The following is a 20,509-nucleotide window of genomic DNA, read 5'->3' on the forward strand; positions in this document are numbered from 1 at the left end:
AAAACTTGCAGCGCTAGTTTAATGGGCCCGGCCCCGACGCCGGGTCCGGACACTGGATTCGGGAGCCGCCGTGAACCTGGAGTTGTCCGAGGAGCAGAGCGCCGTCCGGGACCTCGCCGCCTCCTTCGCCGACCGCGAGATCGTGCCGTACGCCGCCGAGTGGGACCGCGCCGAGTCCGTCGACCGCGCGATCATCGGCAAGCTGGCGAAGGTCGGCTTCCTCGGGCTGACCATCCCGGAGGAGTACGGCGGCAGCGGCGGCGACCACCTCGCCTACTGCCTCGTCCTGGAGGAGCTCGGGCGCGGCGACTCGGCCGTGCGCGGGATCGTCTCGGTCTCGCTCGGCCTGGTCGGCAAGTCGGTCAACGCCTTCGGCACCGAGGAGCAGAAGCGGCACTGGCTGCCCCGGCTCACCTCGGGCGAGGCGCTCGCCTGCTTCGCGCTCACCGAGCCGGGCACCGGCTCCGACGCCGCCAACCTCACCACCCGGGCCGTCCGGGACGGCGACGACTGGCTGATCAGCGGCGCCAAGACGTTCATCACCAACGGCACCTGGGCCGACGTCGCCCTGGTCTTCGCCCGCACCGGCGGCGACGAGCCGGAGCAGCGCGGCCACCGGGGCATCACCGCCTTCCTCGTCCCCACCGACCTGCCCGGCTTCACCCGCACCGAGATCCACGGCAAGCTCGGCCTGCGCGGCCAGGCCACCGCCGGGCTCTCCTTCGAGGGCGTCCGGGTGCCGGACAGCGCCCGGCTCGGCGAGGTCGGCAAGGGGTTCACGGTGGCGATGGCCGCGCTGGCCAAGGGCCGGATGTCGGTGGCGGCCGGCTGCGTCGGCATCGCCCGCGCCTGCCTGGAGGCCGCCGTCCGCTACGCGGGCGAGCGCGAGCAGTTCGGCAGGCCGATCGCCTCGCACCAGCTCGTCCAGGAGCTGCTGGCCGGCATCGCCGTGGACGTGGAGGCGGCCCGGCTGCTCACCTGGAAGGTCGCCGACCACATCGAGCGCGGCCTGCCGTTCGCCACCGAGTCCTCCGTCGCCAAGCTGTACGCCAGCGAGGCCGCCGTCCGGGCCGCCAACAACGCGCTCCAGGTCTTCGGCGGCTACGGGTTCATCGACGAGTACCCGGTCGGCAAGTACCTGCGCGACGCGCGGGTGATGACCCTCTACGAGGGCACCAGCCAGATCCACCAACTGCTCATCGGACGTGCCCTCACCGGCGTCAACGCCTTCTGACCCCGCCACGGGCACTCCCCGCCCCGCCACCCGACAAGGAGCCCGACGACGTGCGTCCCGTCTACTTCGCCGCCGCCCGCCGCACACCCATCGGCCGGCTGCGCGGCGCGCTCGCCACGGTCCGCCCGGACGACCTCTCGGCCACCGTGCTGCGCGCCCTGCTCGCCGACGTACCCGCGCTCGACCCGGCCCGGATCGACGACGTCTACTGGGGCGCCGCCAACCAGGCCGGTGAGGACAACCGCAACGCCGCCCGGATGGCCGCGCTGCTGGCCGGCCTGCCGGAGACCGTCCCCGGAGCCACCGTCAACCGGCTCTGCGCCTCCGGCCTGGAGGCCGTCACCCTCGCCGCCCGGGCCATCGGCTCCGGCGAGGCGGAGGTGGTGCTGGCCGGCGGCTGCGAGTCGATGACCCGCGCCCCCTTCGTCCTGCCCCGCCCCGACGAGGCGCTGCCGCACCGGATGGAGACCTTCGACACCCGGCTCGGCTGGCGGCTCACCAACCCGCGGATGGCCGAACTGCACGGCGTGCTCAGCATGGGCGAGACCGCCGAGGAGGTGGCCGCCCGGTACGGCATCGGCCGGGAGCGCCAGGACGCCTTCGCGCTGCGCAGCCACCAGCGGGCCGGCGCCGCCCGCAAGGACGGGCACTTCGACGCCGAACTCGTCCCGGTCGAGCGGCCGGACGGGGTGACGGTGAGCCTGGACGAGGGCATCCGTGAGGACACCAGCCTGGCGAAGCTCGCCGGCCTCAAGCCGGTGTTCCGGCCCGGGGGCACCGTCACCGCCGGGAACGCCTCGCCGATGAACGACGGCGCGGCCGGGCTGGTCCTGGTCAGCGAGGAGGCGCTGCGCGACCTCGGGCTCCAGCCGCTCGGCCGGTACGTGGCCGGCGCCTCGGCCGGGGTGCACCCGGACGTCATGGGCATCGGCCCGGTGCCGGCCACGGCGAAGGTGCTCGCGCGGGCCGGCTGGTCGCTCTCCGACCTGGACACCGCCGAGCTGAACGAGGCCTTCGCCGCCCAGGCGCTCGCCTCCGCCGACGGGATCGGGTTCAGCCCGGAGCAGGCCGAGGAGGTGGTCAACCCCAGTGGCGGCGCGATCGCGCTCGGCCACCCCCTGGGCGGCTCCGGCGCCCGCATCCTCACCACCCTGCTGCACCGGATGCGCCGTACCGGCGCCCGGCGCGGCCTGGCCACCATGTGTGTCGGTGTGGGGCAGGGTACGGCCGTGCTGGTCGAGAACCTCTGACCAACGGCGGGGCGGGCGACAGCCCGCCGGGCGACGGCGGCGGGCGGCAGCGGACGCGGCGAACAGATGACAGCTGATGAAATCTGTCAGTTGTCAGTTGTCAGCTGTTGGCCGTCATCTGTTCGCTGTCGGTTGTCGGCCGTCGCCCGTCGCCCGTCGTCGCCAGTTCGATCCAACTTCCAAGGAGTTCACATGACACGGTTCGCGGGGAAGGTCGCCGTGGTGACCGGCGCGGCGCAGGGAATCGGGGCGGCCACCGCCCGTCTGCTGGCGGAGGAGGGTGCGGCGGTCGCGGTCGTCGACCTCACCGCCGAGCGGGCGGCCGGGACGGTCGCCGAGATCACCGCCAAGGGCGGCACCGCCCGGGCGTACGGCTGCGACGTGGCCGACTACGACGCCGTGGAGGCGGTGTTCGCGCAGGTCGCGGAGGACCTCGGCGGGGTGCACATCCTGGTCAACAACGCCGGGATCACCCGGGACAACCTGTTCTTCAGGATGCCGAAGTCCGACTGGGACGCGGTGCTGACGGTCAACCTGACCAGCGCGTACAACTGCAGCCACGTGGCGCAGAAGTACATGGTCGCGCAGAAGTACGGGAAGATCGTCTCGCTCAGCTCGCGCTCGGCCCTCGGCAACCGGGGCCAGGCCAACTACGCGGCCGCGAAGGCCGGCATCCAGGGCCTCACCGCGACCCTGGCCATCGAGCTCGGCCCGTTCAACATCAACGTCAACGCCGTCGCCCCCGGGTACATCGCCACCGCGATGACCGCGGCCACCGCCGAGCGGGTCGGCAGCAGCGCCGAGGAGCACCAGGCCGAGGTCGCCGCCCGGACGCCCCTGCGCCGGGTCGGGCAGCCGGAGGAGGTCGCCTCGGTCGTCGTCTTCCTCGCCAGCGAGGAGGCGTCCTACGTCAGCGGGCAGACGCTGTACGTCAACGGCGGGGCACGCTAGACGCTTTGCTGACGCACCGTCACTGGGTCGTCCCAGGTGGGGGGTTACCTTCCCCTGGGGCGACCTTTACCTTTTCGCGTGGCCGAGCCTGACCATGACCATGATCACACGACCCCACCAAATGACTATGGCATGATCATGCGGCTCTCGATGGGATGGCCGGACCGACCCGACCGAACCAGGTCGGGCCCTGCGCCCCAAGGAGCCCCATGGGCAGCCCCGCCACCCTCCGCCGCGCCCTGGCCCTGCTCGCCGTGGGGGCCACCGCCCTCACGGCCGGCACCGTCGCCGCCCCGGCCGCCGGCACCGCGATCGCCGCCCCCGCGCACGACCTCGCGGGCGTCCACGTCCGCCCCGCCTCCTTCGGGCACCACAACGCCCAGGGCCGCGTCGCCCCGCTGAGCACCGCCCAGTGCGTCAGCCAGCTCGGCATCCACTGCTACTCGCCGCTCCAGTACCGGGCCGCCTACAACCTGAACCCGCTGTACCAGGAGGGCATCACCGGCAAGGGCCGCACGATCGTCATCGTCGACTCCTTCGGCTCGCCGACCATCCAGCACGACCTGGAGGTCTTCGACAAGCAGTGGGGCATCCCGGACACCAACGTCGAGGTGGTCAAGTGGGGCAACGTCCCCGACTTCGACCCGAAGAACCCCGACCACACCGGCTGGGCCGGCGAGACCACCCTGGACGTCGAGTACGCCCACGCGGTCGCCCCCGACGCGCACATCATCCTGGTCGAGACCGGTGTCGCCGAGACCGAGGGCACCACCGGCCTGCCCGAGATGATGGACGCCGAGAAGAGCCTCATCAAGCAGGGCCGGGCCGACGTCATCTCGCAGAGCTTCGGCGCCACCGAGAACACCTTCCCGGGCTTCGACAAGGGCGACTTCAAGTCGCTCACCGACCTGCGGTACGCCTTCCAGGCCGCCGCCGACCACAACGTCACCGTGCTCGCCGCCTCCGGCGACAACGGCGCCACCGACGCCAAGGAGAACGGCACCGACCTGTACCCGTACAAGGTCAACTCCTGGCCGTCCTCGGACCCGCTGGTCACCTCCATCGGCGGCACCCAGCTGACCCTGGACGACGCCGGCAACCGCACCGCGCCCGACAAGGTGTGGCACGACAAGTCCGGCGCCGGCGGCGGTGGCGTCTCGGGCGTCTTCGAGCGCCCGTGGTACCAGGCCGGCGTCGCCAACGTCACCGGCAACCACCGCGGCACCCCGGACATCAGCATGAGCGCGGCCGTGGACGGCGCCGCCTGGACCTACGAGTCCTACGACCCGACCTCGGTCGGCTGGCACCTCACCGGCGGCACCAGCGAGGCCACCCCGCTGTTCTCGGGTGTCGTCGCGCTCGCCGACCAGCTCGCCGGCCACCGCCTCGGCCAGCTCAACTGGCGCCTGTACGGGCTGAACCTGCTGCCGGGCAAGTGGAGCGGCATCGTGGACGTGAAGCAGGGCGACAACAGCTGGGAAGGCGTCACCGGCTACAGCGCCACCGAGGGCTACGACCTCGCCAGCGGCCTGGGCACCATCGACGGGGCGAAGTTCGTGCACGCGGTCGCCGGTCGCTGAGCGGGCGAGCCGCCGGGGCGGCGGGTCGCGGGTGACAGGGAACCGCTGACAGCGAACAGCTGACAGATTTTGAAATCTGTCAGCTGTTCGCTGTTTTCTGTCTGCTGCCATCTGTTCACCGCCGACCGTCAGCCGTGGGTGACGGTCGGCGGTCGGCGGTCAGCTGGTGGCGGCCAGCTGGGCGAGGTAGCGCTCGGCGGCGCGGAGCTTGCGGCCGTCAGGCCCCGGGAGGTAGGCGCGCAGCTCGATGATCTCGGGGGCGATCCGGATGGCCTCCGCGCGGTCGCCGATCGCGCGCCAGCAGGCCTCGGCGTTGGTGGCCGCCCGTTGGGTTTCCGGGTGCTCCGGGCCCTGCGAGCGGAGCAGCGTCAGCGCCACCTCGCGGTAGATGTCCGCGGCCTCGGCCGACCGGCCCGCGAGCCGGCAGACGTGCGCCCGGACCTGCCGGACCTGCAGCACCGGCTCGGAGACGGCGCCGTGCTCGGCGATCGCCTCCAGTTCGAGGGCGAAGGCCAGGTCGGTGGCGGCGGCGTGGTCCCCGGCCTCGGCGCTGCGGACGATCCGTCCGATGACCTCGCGGTAGTCCGCCCGAGGCCGGCCGGCCGCAGCGGCCTCGTCGGCCGGGGGCTCGGCCGAGGTGTCGGTAGGAGCATCGGTCGGCGCGGGCGGCTCCTCGGCGGCCACCTCGTCGGCCGGGAGTTCGTCCTGCGGCACGGCGCCGGCCGGTACCCCCTCGGCCGGTACCTCCTTGGCCGGCACCCCGTCAGCAGGCGCCTCGTCGACCGGAACCACGTGGGCGGGCTCCTCGCCAGCGGGCTCCTCGGCGGCCGGTGCCTCGTCGGCCGGCGACTCCTCGGCGGGAGCCACGTCGCCCGGAGCCACCTCGGCGGGCAGCTCGTCCGCCGACACGTCCTCCGCCAGGACCGCGTCCCTGGGCTCCTCGGCCGCCTCGGGCACCTCCACGGCCTCCGGCGCCTCCTCGGCGACCTCCTCGGGCGCGCCCTCGCTCGCCCCCTCGGCCACCACCTCGGCAGCCGCAGCCTCGGCCTCGGCGGCCAATGCCGCCTCCTCCTGCGGCAGTTCGGGCTCGGCGACGACGTCGTCCACCGGCTCCGGCCGGGACTTGTGGAGCGTGACGCCCGCCGGGCGCGCGCTGTCCTCGGGCGCGGCGTCGGCCGGGGCGGGCTTGCGCAGGGTCACGCCCGGCGTCTCGACGGTGCCGCCCGCCTTCACGAGGCTGACCGGGCGGGTCGGGCGCGGCGGAGTGGGCGGCACACCCGGCTTGGCCAGGCTGACCCGACCGCCCGTGGCGACCGGGGACCCGGCGGTCCCGGTGGCCTCGGAGGGCCACACGGGCACCCCGGCCGGGTCCGGCACCGACCGCTCGGGGACGGCGTCCCGCGGCTCCGTCGGACGCGGCAGCAGCGGCATCGGAGGCGGCACCTCGGCCGGCAGTCCCTCGCCGCGACGGGCGGTGTTGCGGAAGACCGGGCGGTCCGGGGCGTGCGTGGCCAGGATGACCACGTCCGGCCGCAGCACCGAGTACACCTGCTGCCGCAGCTGCTCGGGCGCGAGTACCTCGCCCGCGCCGGGCCGGCCGCCGTGCAGCGCCTCGATCAGGGCGCGGGTGAAGGTGCCGATCTGCTCCGGATCCGGGCTGACCACCGCCCACAGCGGGATGCCCTCGCTGAGCGGCGAGACGGTGCCCTGGAGGTACGGCCAGGCGTTCTGGTCGGCGCTCAGGTCGGCGATGACGAGGGTCTGCCACTCGGCCGGACGGTGGCTCAGCTCGGCGGCGATGGCCTGCCAGGGGAGGCCGTCCTGTTTGGCGTCGCGCAGGGTCAGCTGGAGCTGCCCGCCGCGCTTGTCGGCGACGACGTGGCCGCCCAGGTGGATCAGCAGCGGTCCGGGGTGCCGGGAGGCGGCACGCAGGTGGGCGAGGACGGTGTGCGGGTCACCGGCGCCGGGGAGGTGGACGGCGTCCACCGCGTCGGCGGCGAGCAGCACCTGCGGCGAGACGGCGGCGAGCATCGCCGAGAGGACCGGCGCCTGGGTCGGTCCGCCACGGCCCCAGGTACGGCGGCCGGAGTTTCCGTACCCGCCCTCGATCACCAGGATCCGTCCGCGCGGCGCGGCACCGAGCCCGCCCGCTCCGACGGCGGCGACCGGCGCCGCGCTCTGGACCGGGAACGGCGGCGGGGTCGCCGCGGACGCGGCCCCGGCGGCGGGCAGCCCGGTGAGGGTCCATCCGGTGGGCGGAACGGGCGGCGCGACCGGGGGCGCGGGCGGTGACGTGGGCGCCTGCCCGACCGGCGGCATGCCTCCCTGCACTCCCCCTTGCGTGCCCGACCCGGACGCCGGCGCGACACTCGGAGCGGCACCCGGCGCGCCACCCGACCCGGAAGCGCCACCCGACCCGGAAGCGGCGCCCGGCACCGGAGCAGTGACGGGCACGGGGGCGGGAACGACCGGAGGCGCCGGCGGCGGCTCGTACAGCGCGGCGGGCCCGGGCGGGTGCTCCTCGGCCGGAAGGCGCGGGGGCGGCGGTACGGCGTCCCAGGGACCCGAGTCCGCCGCCGGGTCGGGACCTCCGGAAACCGCTGTCGTCTCCGTCATCTCCTGGTCACCGCCCCGCCCCGCCGCTCCCGCGGCGTCTGATGCCCTTGACTGCGTGGTGCCTGCCACCACACTCCGTGCGCGCCACCCTACGAGATCCCGGCTCACCCGTTCCAGGCCGGGTGGCCGATCGACGCACCCTCCGCACCACCCGTCCCGCCCGGCCCCGCTAAGGTGCCGTTGTGACCGACACCGGCCGCCCCTTGCTGTTCCTGGACGTGGACGGCCCGCTGATCCCGTTCGGCGCCCCGCCTCCGGGCGGCTACCCCACCTTCCGCAGCCCGCACCTCCCGCCCGGAGCGACCCCGGGCGGGAATCCCCTGATCGCCCGGGTGGACCCGGAGTTGGGGCCGCGGCTGCTGAGCCTGCCGGGCGATCCGGTGTGGGCCAGCACCTGGCTGGAGGACGCCAACGAGTGCCTCGCGCCCTGGCTCGGCCTGCCCCGACTGCCCGTCGTGGACGGGCCGGTGGACACCCCGGACGCCCCCGACGCCACCGGTGCCACCAGCGCCGGGGCGGAGCCGCACGGTCTGCACTGGAAGACCCGGGCGCTGGTCGCCTGGGCGGGCGGGCGGCCGTTCGCCTGGGTGGACGACGAGATCTCCGACGCCGACCGCCGCTGGGTCGCCGCCCACTCCCCCGCGCGCGCCCTGCTCCACCGGGTGGACCCCCGACGCGGGCTCACCGAGGCGGACTTCACCGTCCTGGACGCCTGGCTGCGCACGCCCTGACCGGCCACCGGCCCCCGCCCGCCCAGCGCCCGGCGACCCGCCGACCCGCCGACCCGCCGACCGCATCCGTACGGAACTCCCACACGGCCGCCACATCCGCCGTCGGCCCGCCGGCCCCGTCAACACGACGGCCCGGCCACCCCCGTGGGAGTGACCGGGCCATCGGGGGACTACGTCAGGAACCCGCGAGCAGGTCCCGCAGCAGGGCGACGGTGTCCGCGTCCAGGTCCCGCCCGGTGCGCCGGCTGAGCGCGTCCAACCGGTTGACGGCGCGCAGGAGTTGGTCCCGGGCGCCGGCCGAGGCGTAGGCGTAGAAGAGGTCCCGGTGCAGCAGTTCGACGTCCGGGGCGACGGCGAGGCCGCGGAAGACGGCGGCCTCGGCGCTGCGGTGGTCGCCGTACTGCAGGCGGCGGGCGGCCAGTTCGTGGGCCGTGTCGACGATCGCCGCGATCATGTCCTGCCGCTCGGCCTCCGCCCAGCCGTACGAGGCCGGCGGGGCCTCGGCGAACGGCGCGCCGCGGACCAGGGCCAGGGCGTGGGCGAGGGCCGCGTCGGCGGTGGCACTGGTGCTGCGCATGCCGCGCCGGTAGAGGCTGCGGAACTCGTCCCAGTCGCAGGTGACCGCCGGGGCGAAGGAGTAGCCCTCCGTGCCCTCGGTGGGCAGGAAGGCGCGGCCCTCCGCCGAGGTGCCGAACCAGGCGGCCAGATCGGCGAGTTTGGCGGGCAGCGGGCTCTCGGCGTCGGCCGAGGTGGGGTGCGGGTCGAGGTGCGCCGCGCCGGGGTGCAGGTCGTGGTCGAGCGCGAGGTGGTCGGAACCCGGCCTCAGCGCCAGGTAGACGGCCAGCTCGGTGAGCCGGGGCAGCGCACCGGGATCGGCGGTGCCGAGGACCCCAGCGACGTCCACCGGACCGAGCAGCCGGATCCGGGGGGCGTTGCGCTGGGCGTGCGCCTCCGGGGAGCGGAGGATGGCGAGCAGGTCGTCGCTGTCGCTGCGCCCGGTCGCGGTCCGGGCGGCCGCGGCGACTGCGGCGGGGCCGGGCTCGCCGACGGGCTCGGGCGCGTCCACAACGACGGCGTCCGCGCTCTCCGTGGAATCCGCGGTCCTCGCGGCTCCCGCGGAACCCCCGGTCCCGACGGTCTCCGCGACCCCGGCCGGCCCGGTCCCGAGGGCGGCGGCGGACGCGGGAGCGGCCTCCGGAACGGGCTCGACCGACGGTTCCGTCTCCTCGACCGTCTTCGACCCCGCCGGCTGCTCCCCCACCGGCTCCGCCACGCCGGGCTGCGGGGCGACGGGCTGCGGCACGACCGGCTGGACGGCGAGCACGACCGTCGCCGTGGACTCCGAGGAGGCGTCCCCCGACTCCTCCGCCCCCTCGCCCTCCGGCAGGCCGGGCCGCCGCAGGTCCCGGGTGGTCTCGTCGGTGGCCGCCTGCCGCCCCTGCCCGTTGACGACGAACCGCGCCGGACCGGCCGGAGCCGGAGCCGGCACAGGAGCCGGTACGGGAACCGGAGCCGAGGCCGAAGGCGCGGGCGGCAGGGCGGCGGGAGTCGGAGCAGGCGTCACCGGATCGGTCCCCGCGAACGGGCTGGCCCCGGTGCCGATGACCCGGGCGAGCAGCCGGGGACCGGCCGCCGATTCCGCACCCTCCTCCGCCCCGCCGGTCAGGGCCCCGGCCACCGGCTTACCACCGGCCGCCGTCCCACCCGCCGACGCGCCACCCACCGACGCGCCGACGGCCGAGGCACCGACGGCGACCGAAGCCCCGACGGCGGCCAGCACCGGTACCGCGGCGGGCAGTTCGGTGGTGTCGGTGTCGTCCTCCGGCCCGTCCAGCGTCCACGCCGGGGCCGGGTGCTGGGTGGTGTCGTCGGCGACCCGCAGCAGCTCGGCGACCTGGTCGTACTGCTGCCCGCTGAGCCGCTGCAGCTCGACCGTGAGGTGCAGGCCCGGGATAGCGGCCTGGCCGGAGGTCGGCAGGGTCCAGCGGGCGACCGGGCCGGTGCCGCGCTCGGGGGCGCGGGTGACGACGGCGACGCAGGTCCGCGGCCGGGCGTCGAGCAGACGTCCGAGCTCGGCCGGGACGTCCCCGCCGGGCTGGTGGGCGCAGAGCACGATCTCGGGCGTCCAGGACTCGTCGGCCTGGCCCCGGCTGCGGGCCTCGCGCGGGCTGGTGGCCTCGGCGGCGACCAGGGTGGCGCGGGCCTTGGCGGTGCGCGGGCCGAGGGCGGCGAGCGCGGCCTCCAGGGTGGGGTGGCGGTGCACGCGTTCGGCGGCCGGGCCGCTGATCGGCACCTCCTCGGCGAGGTCCACCAGGTGCAGGTGGAGGCGGTCGGCGAGCGGGCTGTGGGCCAGTTCGATGGCCAGGGTGCGCAGCACGTCGCGGGCGTCGTCCGGGTGGCCGGACAGGTGGAGCAGCCGGACGGCCTCCAGGTCCGCGAGGACCACCGAGCCGTCCGGCGAGGTGCCGAGGGTGACCAGCGCGGGGTACGGCGCGGCGGTCTTCCGGGCCTGGGCAGGGCTGAGCAGGTCGCCCGAGTCGGCGCTGCACCACCACACGTTGGCGGCGTGCGCGGCGCGGAACGGCGCGATCGGGGTGGCCGGGCCGGACAGGTGCAGCTCGACGGTCTGGCCCTGGGTGATCCGGGCGGCGACGATGGCGGGCAGCCGCTTGCCACCGCGCACGGTGTTGCGGGCCAGGCTGCGCAGGGCGCGGTCCAGCAGGTCCAGTCCGGCCTGGTCCTGGCGGGCCATCAGCTCGTTCTCGAAGGCGGCGGCCTCGGCGCCGGGCATCGCGATGCGGTGCCGGGGGCGGCGGGCGCGCTGCTGGGTGCCGCGCTTGTGGGCGACGGTGCCGACCATGACGGCGGCGAGCAGCACGCCGACGGTGGAGGCGGAGAGGGCGACGGTGTAGTCGTCGCTGGGAGCCTGGTCGGCGTGCGCGGCGGGGGCGGGCGCGTGGGCGGGCGCGGGCGCCGGGGCCGACTGCGGCGCGCCCTGCGTGGGAGCACCCGGCGCAGGCGCCGGTGCCTGGTCGGCGGGAGCCGGCGCGGGCGTCGGAGCAGGCGCGGGCGCAGACTCAGGAGCCGGAGCCTGGTCAGCCGACGCCGGAGCGGCACCCCCCGCCCCCGGCACCGCGAGCACCATCCCCGGCACCACCACGTCCGGATCGGTCAGCCGCTCCCCGTCCGGGGCCTGCACCCCCTTGTTCGCCTCGAACAGCTGCGGCCACTGCTCCCCGTCGCCCAACTCCCGCTGGGCGATGGCCGACAGGCTGTCCCCGGCTTGGACGGTGACGGTCCGCTGCCCACCGGAACCACCCGCATCGCCCGTGCCACCCGTACCGCCGGCGCCACCGGCCTCGGAGCCGGCCTGCGGCGCCCCCTGCGCCGCGTCCTGCCCCGCGCCTCCCGAAGCACCGGGAGCCGGCGCCGGAGTCCTCGCCTCGTCCGGCTTGGCGTCCGCCGGCATCAGCAGCTCCCAGCCCGGCTGGATCGGCCGCTCGGCGTCGAAGCGGACGCCCGAATCACCCATCGTCCGGCCCTCGTTGAGCTTGGCGATCTCCACCCAGCGCTCCCCCGAGCCCAGTTGGCGCTCGGCGATGGACCACAGGCTGTCGGCCGGGCGGGCGTCCCGCACCGTGTACGTGGTCTGCTGCTCGGCGGCCGGGGTCAGGGCCGGCGCGGCCTGCGCGGCGGGCAATGCGGCGCGCTGCACGCCCGGCGTCAACTGCGCCTGGACGGCCGGGCGCTGAGCAGGTTCGGGGACGGCCGCGAAGGCCGAGCCGGCCACCGGCAGCAGTGCGAGCACCGAGCCGACCAGCCCGGCCGCGAGCCGCTGGCTCCAGCCGAACGCCGGGATGCGGCGGGCGATCCGGCCGCGCAGCTGGGCGGGGACCTCCAGCAGGACGGAGAGCGCGAAGCAGGCCCAGGCGATCCAGCCGACCACCACCAGCGCCCACAGGAACAGGCTTCCGTCGTCCGGGCTGGTGAGCGCCTCGCCCACCCCGCCCGAGGCGACCCCGCCCATCCCGGCGACCGCGTCGGTGCCGTACAGCAGCAGCGCGGGGACGCCGAACAGCAGGACGAGCAGGGTGACCAGCGCGCCGAGCGCGGTGATCACGGCCCGGCCGCGTCCCCGGGGTGGTCGGGGCGCCGGGGCGGCGGGCCCTCGGGCGCCGCCGGCGCGATGGGACGTCCCGGCCCGGCCGGTACGGGCCTGGGCGGTACGGGCCTGGTCCTTGGCACGTGGCGCGGCCATCAGTCGGTCTCCGCTTTCTCGACTCCGTGGACGAGGGTCGCACTGCCCTTGCCCGTTACCTTCCGTTCCCCGAGGGCGCCCAGCAGGACCGGGCGGTAGTCGGCCTGCACGGTGACGGTGACGACCCTGCCGTCGCCGGAGAACTCGATGCCGCCGGCCCGCAGGCCGTACAGGCCCAGGTAGGCGTCGGCGGCGTCCCGGACGTACTTCTCCTGGACCTTGAAGCCCTTGCCCTGCAGGACGGCCGCCCGGTCGAGCTGCTGGCCGCCGACCCGCGCGGCCTCCAGGGCGTAGGCGTCGGTCCGCTCGGCGACCCGTAGCCGGCCGCCCGCGTCGATCACCAGGGCGATGACGAGCACGACGTAGGCCGCGCAGATCGCCACGAAGAGGGCCACCGCGCCCCGGTCGGACCGGCGCGCCGGCAGCCGCCGCCGCAGACGGCTCACCACTCCCGTCCCCTCCCCCCACTTCGCACGCTGAACTCCCCACCGGCCCCACCGGGCGCCACTCGGTACCGCTGCGTCATCCCCCGAGCGCTCTCCGCTTGCGTCTCCCCCGCACGGGCCGTCTCCAATCCCCGTCTGCCGGCGACGGCGCCGCGCGCCGTCATGTGCCCCGGTAACGGTCCACCACCGAGGTGAACTCGCCGACGAGGTGCTTCGTCACGGGTACGCCGGACGGTCCGCCCAGCAGGTCGGCCAGTTCGACGTCGCAGACCACCGTCACCGTGACGGTGGTGACCGGTCCGTCCGGCAGGTTCAGCTCCCCCCTGCCGACCCGGACGTCCCCGTTCCGGCAGGACACGCCCTGCTGCCGCAGGATCGCGAGGGCGGAGTCCCTGGCCGGCTGGTCCATCCCGTCCACGCTGCGCTGCAGGGAGGCGGTCCGGGCACCGGCCCGGGCGGCGGCCTCCACGGTGCCGGCCGTGGTCTGCACCCGCCCGGCGGCGATGGCCACCAGGACCAGTCCGACCACCCCCGGCACGACGATCGCCGCCTCGATCGCGATCCCGCCCCGGTCCCGCCGGCGCCGCCGGAACCCGAGCCGGGGCCCGGGCCGCGACCGGTTCCGCGCCCCGGGCCGCGCGCCGCTCACGGCTTCACCGCCGGCGGTACGAAGTGCTCCCGCGGCGCCTCGGCGAACTGGGTGATGGCGGGCGCCCTGAGCCCGGGTATCAGCAGCGGCGGGGACAGCTGCACGGTGACCCGGACGGTCTCCGCCGTGCTGCCGTCGGTCCGCACCGTGTACCCGTGCACGCCCTGCCGGTCGAGGAAGTCGCGTGCCTGCCGCTGGGCCGCCTCGTTCTTCTCGCCGTCCGTCGCGCTGCCCTGCACCCGTCCGGCGTCCACGCCCTCGCGGGCCGCGGTGAGCGCGACCTGGCGGTCGTACCACCACAGCGCGGCCTGGACGACGAGCAGCACGAGCAGCAGGACGACCGGGAAGACGATGGCGAGGCTCACGCTCATCGACCCCCGGTCGCCCCTGCGGCGCAGAGCAGGACGCATCACTTGGTGGCGCCGCCCGCGCCCGCGCCGCCCGGCATGTTCGGGTCCTGCTCGACCTTCTGGACGACCTTGTCCTTCAGCAGGTAGAGCGCGGTCGCCACGGCGCCCGCGACGAAGACCAACGCGATGATGGCGAGGGCGAGTTCGATGCTGATCGCGCCGCGGTCGCCGCGCGCGCGGGCGGCCCGCAGCCGGCCGAGCCGCAGGGTGAACAGCAGGAGCGCGAACTGGACCGGTAGCAGGGCGGGGCGCAGCACCCGGCCTGCCAGCTGGGCGAGTCGTACGGTCATCGGGGTCTCCCGGGGGATCTGGCGGTGTGGTGTGGTGGTGGCGCCGACCGCTCCGGACGGGGCCGACGGGGCTTGCGGGGCCTGCGGATCTTGCGGGTACGGGACCGGGGTGGCGGTAAGCATTCCGGGACCGCGGTCAGTTGAGCATCTGGTGCAGGGCGGGGAAGACGATCAGGACGGTCATCAGCAGGGTCAGTGCGGCCCCGGGTGCGACCATCCGCTCGCTGTCGGCGTTCGCCCGGGCGAGGTCCTCGGCGAGCAGTTCCCCGCGCAGGCCCTTGGCGCGGGCCCGCAGGGTGTCGTACACGGCGGCGCCGTCGGTGCCGGACAGCCGCATGATGTCGGCCACGTCCTGGAGCGGGCTGAGCCCCAACTCCTCCGCCAGCGAGTCCAGTCCGGCCCACGGCGGGAGGCGGTCGGTGGCCGCGCGCTCCAGGGCGTCGCGGATCCGCCGGAACACCGCGCCCTGCCCGACCGCGGCGGCCCGGCGCAGCGCCTCGGCGGGGCCGCAGTCGGCGGCCCGTTCCATCGCGACGAGTTCCAGGTAGGCGGCGATGCCGTGCAGGTACTCGGTGCGCGCCTCCTTGGCCTCGCCGCGCACGACGGCGTCGGGGACGAACCAGAGCAGTCCGGCCAGCAGCGGCCCGGCGACCAGCGGCAGCGCGAACGGCAGGCCGACGTCCATCAGCACGGCCATCGCGCCGAGGTAGGCGGGCAGCACCAGGCCGAGGGCGGCGAACAGCAGCTTGTGCACCATGAACCGCGCCGGGGTGCGGCCGATCAGGGCGAGTTCGCGGCGCGGGACGGAGACCCCGCGCAGGTGGACGGACCGCTCACCGATCCGGTCGTACCAGCGGGGCCGCTCGTCCGGGTCCTGCTCGCGGTCGGCGGGGGTGGCGTGCAGCCGGTCCAGCGCCTGGCGCAGGTCCGGCGGCGCCGGCCGCAGTTCGGCGACCAGCAGGGCGAGGCCGCCGGCCGCGACGGCGCCGGCCAGCACGGACCAGGGGGAGATCACCGGACCTCCCCGAGCTGCTCGGCCGGCTCCGGCTCGGTCACCGCGGCGGCGGTGCGCCGTCCGCTCCTGCTGCGCCGGTCCGGCGTCAACAGCCGCGGCACCGGCGGATGGGAGGCCAGCGCCCGCATCCAGGCGATGATCGCCACGAACAGGGCGGCGACCACGGCGAGCACCACCTGGCCGAGGAAGGTCCCGTACGGCCGGGTGTACTCGGTGTTGAAGGAGCCGACGGTGACGACCAGCACGATGATGCCGACCAGCCAGCGGATGGTGGTCCGGTGCTTGGCCCGGTCGGCCTCGATGGCGCGGCGCTGGCGGACCTCCTCGCGCACCGAGTCGGCCATGTCGGAGAGCGTGCGGGCCAGGCCGGGGCCGCTGTCGCCGGCCCGCAGCACGAGCGCGGCCAGCACCTTGTCGGCGGTGGCGTCGGCGAGGCTGTCGGCGAAGGCGCGAAGCGCCTCCTCGGGCCGCCAGCGGGCCTGCAGCCGGGCGGCCAGCTCGCCGATCTCGTCCTCCAGGGCGGCCGGGGCGGTGCGCCGGCTGGTGACGATGGCCTGGTTGAGGCCGACGCCGAGCAGCAGCACGTCGGCGATCCGCTGGGTCCACTCGGAGAGCGCCTCCAGCCGCTCGATCCGGTGGGTGTCCGGGCGGGTGGTGTCGAACAGCCAGGGCAGGCCGAAGACGGCCAGCGGCACCAGCAGCGCGGTCAGCGGGATGCCGGTGAACAGCCAGGCCAGCGGCGCGCCGGCGAGCGCGATCGGCAGCTGGACGCGGCGCAGCCGCACCATCCGGTGCCCGGCCGTCCCGGGGGCGCCGTACCAGAACACGTGGACCCGGCCGGCCAGCGGGTTGGCCGCCCGCTCCGTCCCGTCCTCGTCGCCGGACTCGCTGCCGCGGGCCCAGGCCACCAGCGCGACCAGGCCGCCCGCGACCGCCAGCCCGCACAGGGCGAAGAGCAGCATCACCGCGCGCCACCGCCGATCCGCAGCTGGAGCGGGGTGGTCCAGCTCCCGTACCGGGAGCCGAGCAGCGAGGCGTCGAAGCCGGCCCGGCGCAGGTCGTCCAGGCACTGCGGCGGGGTGTGCGGGACGGCCCGCGGCTCACCGAGGTCCGGCCGGGGGCCGAAGACGGTGTTCAGCGCGGGCCGGCCGCTCTCCCCGAGGCCGGTGACCTCCAGGACGTGGGAGACGAAGCGGTGCCGGCGGCCGCCGACGGCGGTCTCGTCGACCATGGTGACGTGCACGATGAGGTCCAGGGCGTTGGCGGTGAGCCGGTAGGCGAGCGAGTCGGTCATGTGCGAGCCGTACTCCAGGCAGAGTTCGGCGATGCGGTCGACGACCATGTGCGGGCCGCGGGCGTGCAGGGTGCACATCGAGCCGCCCTCGCCGTTGGTCATCACCCGCAGCATCGGGACGACCTCGCCGGAGCGGACCTCCCCGACGATGATCCGGGAGAGCGTCATGCGCAGCGCGGCCGGGATGAGGTCGCCGATGCTCAACTCCCCGGCCAGGCGCCCCTCGACGCGCTCGCCGTTGCCCTCCCGCGCCTCCATCGGGACGACCTGGCGCAGGTGGCCGAGGGTGTGCAGCCAGAGCTCGAACTCCGACTCCAGGGTGCCGATCCGCTCGTCCGGCGGGATCTCGGCGGCCATTGCGCGCAGCAGGCTGGTCTTGCCGACGCCCTGGGTGCCGGTGATCATCACGTTCTTCCGGGCCCGGATCGCGGCGGCCAGGAAGGCGGCCAGGGTGCCGTCCAGGGTGCCGAGTTCGACCATCTCGGGCAGCGTCGCGGAGGCCACCCGGTGGCGCCGGATCGCCACGTACGGGCGGGGCGTCACCTCGGTGAGCGCCTGGAGGCGCATGCCGCCCTCCAGGCGCAGCGCGAGGGTCGGGCTGGCGGTGGACAGGCTGCGCTCACCGCCGCCGTGCTGGCGGGCCAGGTCCTGGAGCAGTTCGACGAGTTCGCCGTCGCTGTCGGCCACCGGCGGCACCTGGCGCAGGGGTTGGTGCACCTTGGAGACCCAGACGTCGTCGCAGCCGTTGATGAGGATGTTCTCGATCTCCGGGTCGTCCAGGTAGGGCTGGAGCCGGCCGGCCCGGAAGAGCAGGTCGAAGACGGCCTCGGCGAGGGCGCGGTCCTGTTCCCGGGTGGGCGGGATGCCGTGGGTCTGCGCGTACGCGTCGGACCACCGGGCGACGGCCTCCTCGATCAGTGCCCGGCCGCGCTGGCGGCGGGTGGCGCGGTCCGGCTCGGAGCCGGAGGCCGTGGTCAACCGGGTGATCTGCTGGTGCAGTTCGGCCGCGACCTGGCGCTTCAGCTCGCGGGCGACCTGCGGGTCGACGGCGGGCCGGGTGGCGGCGCCGCGCAGGTCCAGCGAGGGCAGCTGGGAGGGTACGGCGGTGGGCCCGGCCGCGCCGGGCGGGCCGGGTTGCGCCGGGCCGGGCTGTGCCGGGCCGGGCTGGGGCGCGACCGGACCGGGCTGGTACCCGTGCGGCGGGGCGACCGGACCGGTCGCCGGCGCGGGCGCGGACACCGGCGCGGCCCAGGGCAGCGCGGCCGGGTCGGTCGCGGGACGCTGGTGCAGGGGGCTACCGCGCACGGAGCACCTCCCCGGGGTTGTGCGGGTACGGCCCGCTCTCGTCGTCCTGGCGGTCCGTCGCAGCCGGCCGTTGGAGCGGGTACTGGTCTTCCGGTTCGCCGTACGGGGCGGACTGGACGTGTGCCGGGAACGGCGCCGGAGCGGCCGGCTGCGGCGCCAGCCCGGCCAGCGGCGCCACCGGGCCGGTGGTGATCACCGGCGGTACGGGTTGCGGCGGGGAGTACGAGGGCGGCTCGCCCTCGGCCGTCCCCCCGTAGCCCGGTCGGCCGTGGGCCGCCGCGCCGGACCCGGCCTGCGGGTACGCGGTCTGCGGGTACGCGGTCTGCCCCTGGCCGCCGGGCCCGTACCCGCCCTGCCCGTACCCCGGCTGGACGTACCCCGGCTGGACGTACTCCTGCTGGACGTACCCCGGTTGCCCGCCCGGCCCGTACGCCGACTGCCCGTACGGCCCCGGCCCCGGCGCGGGCGACGGCATGGGCCCGGCCGCGGGCGCGGGCATCGACGGCTGCGGCGCCATCGGCACGGGCGGGGCCGGTATCGGCGCGGCCGGAACCGGCCCCGTCGGCACCGGAGGCGCCGGGACGGGAGGCACCGGCACCGCCGCCGCGACCGCCCCCGCCGCCGGGCCGCCTGCCGTCAGCTGGGCCGGCGTCGCGTCCTGCACCGCTCCCGGCGCGAGCCGCTGGCGCCGGCGGCGGACCAGCAGCTGCACCTCGTCCGCCGCCGACCGCGCCGTCCGCATCAGCTCCGAGCGGATGAACCGCCGGTCGGTGGTGTCCCCGCCGTCGGAGAGCACCTTCGCCGTCCGGGTGGCGTGCGGCAGCACCCCGAGCACCGGCAGGCCGAGCTCGCGGGAGACCTCCGCCCGGGTGTACGGCCCCTCGGCGACCAGCAGCAGCCCGAGCGCGTCCGCCCCGGTGCCGGCGGCGGCCAGGTCCTCGGCCAGGGCGGCGAGCCGGGGCCGGGCCGAGCTCAGCCCGCGCAGCGTGGTGCGCACGGTCGCCACCACCACGTCGGCGCGGCGGGCGAGCACCGCGCTGTGGCCGGTGGCGCCGGAGCGGCCGAGGTCCACGATGACGTCGTAGCCCTGCTGTTCCACGCCGTGCAGCAGTTCGGCGAGCGGCTCCCAGGTGTAGGCGAGGCCGGGCGCCTGGGTGGGGTCGGTCAGCCCGGGCAGCAGCAGCCGTTCGGCGTCGCCTTCGGGCGAGAGGTCGATCAGCTGCTCCCAGATGGTCTGCGCGAGCAGCCCGCGCCGGTCGGCGACGGCCAGGTTGCGCAGCCCGTACACCGCCTCGACCCGGCCCTCCAGGGCGCCGGCGAGCACCGCGCCGCCGTCCGGGTCGGCCTCGACCAGCAGGATCCGCCGGCCGGGCGGCAGCGGCCAGGACAGCAGCAGTGCCAGGGCGGTGGTGGTCGCGCCCGGTGCGCCCGGGCCGCCGACCACCGCGATCACGGCCATCAGGCGCCGCCCGTCGCGGCCGGGGCCCCGGGCGCGGCGGCACCACCCGGGGTGGCGGCGCCCGGAGTACCGCCCGGCGCGGTCGCCCCGGGGTTGGTGGCGGCGGCCGAGGGCGCCCCGCTCGGCGCCGGGGCGGGGGCGGTACCGCCGCCGGGGCCGCCGGCCGCCGCGCCGCGCGGAGCGAGCAGCACCTGGATCCGTCCGCTCGCCACCCACTGCGCCAGCCGGGGCCCGTCCGCCGTGCCGACCGCCACGTCGATCACCTGGCTGCCGTCGGTGTCCACCCGGCCGACGGTGATCACCGTGGCGGGCAGCGAGTCCGCCCGGCCGTTGTCGGGGGTGAAGACGATGACCAGCTGCACGCCGGGCTGGAGCCGGCTCGCGGGCAGCTGGCTGCGCTTGGCCGACACCCCGACCACGATCTGCCCGGGCTGCACCGACAGGCCCTGCGCGAGGTCGGAACCGGTGAGCATCGCGCCGCGCTTGAGGTCGGTGGCGGCCCGCATGCCGACCGCCTTCGCCCGGTCCTGGGCCGACACCGGGCGCAGCACCGGGTCGCCCGCGATCCGAGCGACCACCAGGTCCTCCTCGGTGATCACCTGCCCCCACGGCACGTCCCGGGCCAGCGCCAGCACCGCGACCCGCTGACCGGTGCTGTTGTAGAGGACGGCACCGCCCAGCCCTCCGGCCGCGATCAGCGCGACCGCCATCGCCAGCACCGCCGGGCGCCGCCGCCTCGCCCGCATGGTCCGCCCGGGCGCGTGCGGCACCGCCCGTCCCCGGCCCCTGCCCCGGCCGCCCTGCTCCGGCTGCTCCGGGAGTGCCGCGGGCACCGCGGCGCCCGCGGAGGTGCCGGATCCCGGCGTCGCGAACGTACGGTTCTCCACCGGGTTCCGCCCTTCCCTCGTTCGTCTCTGGCTCGTCCGGCCGGCTCGTCCGGCTGGTCTGTGCGCGGATGCCCGCGCCGGGTCGTTCAGTCGAGATCGGCCGGCCGGGCGCACCCGGTCGGCCGCGCCCGCTC

Annotated in this window: 16 protein-coding genes; 5 read left to right on the forward strand and 11 right to left on the reverse strand. The window is 76.0% G+C overall.

Translation table 11 applies throughout. The features are described from left to right. Positions 1–70: 70 nt before the first annotated feature. From ACFY0X_RS21255 to ACFY0X_RS21270, 4 genes are all read left to right on the forward strand, one after another. Entirely contained in the window at positions 71–1,234 is a 1,164-nt protein-coding gene (locus ACFY0X_RS21255) for an acyl-CoA dehydrogenase family protein (protein ID WP_387756707.1), read from the forward strand. A 50-nt stretch (positions 1,235–1,284) separates the two neighbouring features. Beyond that, positions 1,285–2,484, forward strand: coding sequence for a thiolase family protein (locus tag ACFY0X_RS21260; protein ID WP_387756708.1), 1,200 nt, complete (start codon positions 1,285–1,287; stop codon positions 2,482–2,484). A gap of 192 nt (positions 2,485–2,676) precedes the next feature. Then, positions 2,677–3,435: a 3-oxoacyl-ACP reductase FabG gene (gene fabG, locus ACFY0X_RS21265; protein WP_387756709.1), complete on the forward strand. Its 759-nt coding sequence runs from the start codon at positions 2,677–2,679 to the stop codon at positions 3,433–3,435. Positions 3,436–3,644: 209 nt separating this feature from the next. Then, positions 3,645–5,015, forward strand: a complete 1,371-nt coding sequence (locus tag ACFY0X_RS21270; protein WP_387756710.1) for a S8 family serine peptidase — start codon at positions 3,645–3,647, stop codon at positions 5,013–5,015. A gap of 159 nt (positions 5,016–5,174) precedes the next feature. Here the strand turns inward: ACFY0X_RS21270 and ACFY0X_RS21275 are convergent, their stop codons facing one another. After that, entirely contained in the window at positions 5,175–7,334 is a 2,160-nt protein-coding gene (locus ACFY0X_RS21275) for a hypothetical protein (RefSeq protein WP_387756711.1), read from the reverse strand. A gap of 479 nt (positions 7,335–7,813) precedes the next feature. Here ACFY0X_RS21275 and ACFY0X_RS21280 point away from each other — a divergent pair, with 479 nt between their 5' ends. Further along, a complete protein-coding gene (locus ACFY0X_RS21280) occupies positions 7,814–8,362 on the forward strand; it encodes an HAD domain-containing protein (RefSeq protein WP_387756712.1) in 549 nt (182 codons plus the stop codon). A 175-nt stretch (positions 8,363–8,537) separates the two neighbouring features. Here the strand turns inward: ACFY0X_RS21280 and ACFY0X_RS21285 are convergent, their stop codons facing one another. The 10 genes from ACFY0X_RS21285 to ACFY0X_RS21330 form a co-directional block, all read right to left on the reverse strand. Further along, a complete protein-coding gene (locus ACFY0X_RS21285) occupies positions 8,538–12,620 on the reverse strand; it encodes a LysM peptidoglycan-binding domain-containing protein (RefSeq protein WP_387756713.1) in 4,083 nt (1,360 codons plus the stop codon). Beyond that, entirely contained in the window at positions 12,620–13,069 is a 450-nt protein-coding gene (locus tag ACFY0X_RS21290) for a hypothetical protein (protein ID WP_387756714.1), read from the reverse strand. The genes ACFY0X_RS21285 and ACFY0X_RS21290 overlap by 1 nt, the downstream gene beginning before the upstream one ends. Positions 13,070–13,226: 157 nt before the next feature. After that, complete coding sequence (locus tag ACFY0X_RS21295) at positions 13,227–13,604, reverse strand: pilus assembly protein (protein ID WP_387756715.1); 378 nt, start codon at positions 13,602–13,604, stop codon at positions 13,227–13,229. A 107-nt stretch (positions 13,605–13,711) separates the two neighbouring features. Continuing rightward, positions 13,712–14,086, reverse strand: a complete 375-nt coding sequence (locus tag ACFY0X_RS21300) for a TadE/TadG family type IV pilus assembly protein (protein WP_387756716.1) — start codon at positions 14,084–14,086, stop codon at positions 13,712–13,714. A gap of 38 nt (positions 14,087–14,124) precedes the next feature. Next, positions 14,125–14,415 carry a hypothetical protein gene (locus ACFY0X_RS21305; protein WP_387756717.1) on the reverse strand — a complete coding sequence of 97 codons (291 nt, stop codon included), beginning with the start codon at positions 14,413–14,415 and terminating at the stop codon, positions 14,125–14,127. A 136-nt stretch (positions 14,416–14,551) separates the two neighbouring features. Beyond that, entirely contained in the window at positions 14,552–15,430 is an 879-nt protein-coding gene (locus ACFY0X_RS21310; protein WP_387756718.1) for a hypothetical protein, read from the reverse strand. Next, entirely contained in the window at positions 15,427–16,392 is a 966-nt protein-coding gene (locus ACFY0X_RS21315) for a type II secretion system F family protein (protein ID WP_387756719.1), read from the reverse strand. Before ACFY0X_RS21315 ends, ACFY0X_RS21310 begins: the two co-directional genes overlap by 4 nt. Next, positions 16,392–18,029: a CpaF family protein gene (locus ACFY0X_RS21320; RefSeq protein ID WP_387756720.1), complete on the reverse strand. Its 1,638-nt coding sequence runs from the start codon at positions 18,027–18,029 to the stop codon at positions 16,392–16,394. Before ACFY0X_RS21320 ends, ACFY0X_RS21315 begins: the two co-directional genes overlap by 1 nt. Further along, the gene (locus ACFY0X_RS21325; protein ID WP_387756721.1) at positions 18,019–19,488 is read right to left on the reverse strand and encodes a hypothetical protein; all 1,470 of its coding nucleotides are present in this window, start codon (positions 19,486–19,488) and stop codon (positions 18,019–18,021) included. The genes ACFY0X_RS21320 and ACFY0X_RS21325 overlap by 11 nt, the downstream gene beginning before the upstream one ends. After that, a complete protein-coding gene (locus ACFY0X_RS21330; protein WP_387756722.1) occupies positions 19,488–20,375 on the reverse strand; it encodes an SAF domain-containing protein in 888 nt (295 codons plus the stop codon). The genes ACFY0X_RS21325 and ACFY0X_RS21330 overlap by 1 nt, the downstream gene beginning before the upstream one ends. Between the last annotated feature and the right edge of the window lie 134 nt (positions 20,376–20,509).

The sequence above is a fragment of the Kitasatospora sp. NPDC001547 genome, assembly GCF_042894165.1.
Classification (GTDB): domain Bacteria; phylum Actinomycetota; class Actinomycetes; order Streptomycetales; family Streptomycetaceae; genus Kitasatospora.

Coding starts and splice junctions, on each gene's coding strand:
- fabG (WP_387756709.1), top strand. CDS start 2,677: ATGACACGGTTCGCGGGGAAGGTCGCCGTGGTGACCGGCGCGGCGCAG.
- ACFY0X_RS21270 (WP_387756710.1), top strand. CDS start 3,645: ATGGGCAGCCCCGCCACCCTCCGCCGCGCCCTGGCCCTGCTCGCCGTG.
- ACFY0X_RS21275 (WP_387756711.1), bottom strand. CDS start 7,334: ATGCCGCCGGTCGGGCAGGCGCCCACGTCACCGCCCGCGCCCCCGGTC.
- ACFY0X_RS21285 (WP_387756713.1), bottom strand. CDS start 12,620: ATGGCCGCGCCACGTGCCAAGGACCAGGCCCGTACCGCCCAGGCCCGT.
- ACFY0X_RS21300 (WP_387756716.1), bottom strand. CDS start 14,086: ATGAGCGTGAGCCTCGCCATCGTCTTCCCGGTCGTCCTGCTGCTCGTG.
- ACFY0X_RS21305 (WP_387756717.1), bottom strand. CDS start 14,415: ATGACCGTACGACTCGCCCAGCTGGCAGGCCGGGTGCTGCGCCCCGCC.
- ACFY0X_RS21315 (WP_387756719.1), bottom strand. CDS start 16,392: ATGCTGCTCTTCGCCCTGTGCGGGCTGGCGGTCGCGGGCGGCCTGGTC.
- ACFY0X_RS21325 (WP_387756721.1), bottom strand. CDS start 19,488: ATGGCCGTGATCGCGGTGGTCGGCGGCCCGGGCGCACCGGGCGCGACC.